Origin of the sequence: Onishia taeanensis, from assembly GCF_013349955.1 — a bacterium.
GTDB classification, from domain to species: Bacteria; Pseudomonadota; Gammaproteobacteria; order Pseudomonadales; family Halomonadaceae; genus Onishia; species Onishia taeanensis_B.
Map to the genome: position 1 here is coordinate 1 of NZ_JABVXC010000080.1, position 384 is coordinate 384.

At 66.7% G+C, this 384-nt stretch carries 1 protein-coding gene; it reads right to left on the reverse strand.

Going from position 1 to position 384, the window contains the following annotated elements:
* Positions 1 to 384 (reverse strand): glycosyltransferase (locus HUS66_RS17560; protein ID WP_175072466.1); only part of this gene is annotated, 384 nt, incomplete at both ends.

Below are 384 nucleotides of genomic sequence, written 5' to 3' on the forward strand. Positions count from 1 at the left end.
GTGTGGAAGCCTTCCCAGACCAGATTGTCGAGATCGGCACTTTCCGCCTTGAAGGCCGCTTCGTCCTCGCCGGCACCCAGGCAGACGAAGAGCAGCTGCGGGTGGCTGTCGCGCAGCCTGCGGGCCGCCTCGATCAGCACTCGCTGGCCCTTGTGGCGGTCCACCAGTGCGCCGACATGCCCGATGACGATGCGCCCCCCCGCGGACGTATTACCGAAGCGCTGGCGTAGCTTGGCCACGGCTTGCTTGTCGCTGGGCAGGTGGGCGAGAGTGCTGGGGATCAACGCCGTCTCACCCCATTGGCGCTCCCGCAGGTGAGATTCGATCACCGACGAAATCGCCACCCGGCAGGCGGCCGCACGATAGGTCAGGCGATTGAACGGC